This is a genomic window from Paenibacillus lacisoli, assembly GCF_030580655.1.
Lineage (GTDB): Bacteria > Bacillota > Bacilli > Paenibacillales > Paenibacillaceae > Paenibacillus > Paenibacillus lacisoli.
This window is the reverse complement of sequence record NZ_JAUQTB010000050.1, coordinates 1-704: the sequence shown is the minus strand read 5'-3', so window position 1 is coordinate 704 and position 704 is coordinate 1. Positions and strand designations below refer to the sequence as shown.

Genomic DNA, 704 nt, shown 5'->3' with positions numbered 1-704 from the left:
ATCCGGTATGGGGACCGTGTCAGGTGGGCAGTTTGACTGGGGCGGTCGCCTCCTAAAGAGTAACGGAGGCGCCCAAAGGTTCCCTCAGAATGGTTGGAAATCATTCGAAGAGTGCAAAGGCAGAAGGGAGCTTGACTGCGAGACCTACAAGTCGAGCAGGGACGAAAGTCGGGCTTAGTGATCCGGTGGTACCGCATGGAAGGGCCATCGCTCAACGGATAAAAGCTACCCTGGGGATAACAGGCTTATCTCCCCCAAGAGTCCACATCGACGGGGAGGTTTGGCACCTCGATGTCGGCTCATCGCATCCTGGGGCTGAAGTAGGTCCCAAGGGTTGGGCTGTTCGCCCATTAAAGCGGTACGCGAGCTGGGTTCAGAACGTCGTGAGACAGTTCGGTCCCTATCTGTCGTGGGCGTAGGAAATTTGAGAGGAGCTGTCCTTAGTACGAGAGGACCGGGATGGACGTACCGCTGGTGTACCAGTTGTTCCGCCAGGAGCACCGCTGGGTAGCTATGTACGGACGGGATAAGCGCTGAAAGCATCTAAGCGTGAAGCCCCCCTCAAGATGAGATTTCCCAGTATGTAAGACCCCTTGAAGACGACGAGGTAGATAGGCTGGGGGTGGAAGTGCAGCAATGCATGGAGCTGACCAGTACTAATCGGTCGAGGGCTTATCCTACAAGCTTGCCGGAGACATCCGGTA

General features: G+C 56.1%; 1 rRNA gene. It reads left to right on the top strand.

Annotated features, from left to right (window positions below):
* A 23S ribosomal RNA gene (locus Q5741_RS21570) occupies positions 1–680 on the top strand; the annotation flags it as partial.
* Between the last annotated feature and the right edge of the window lie 24 nt (positions 681–704).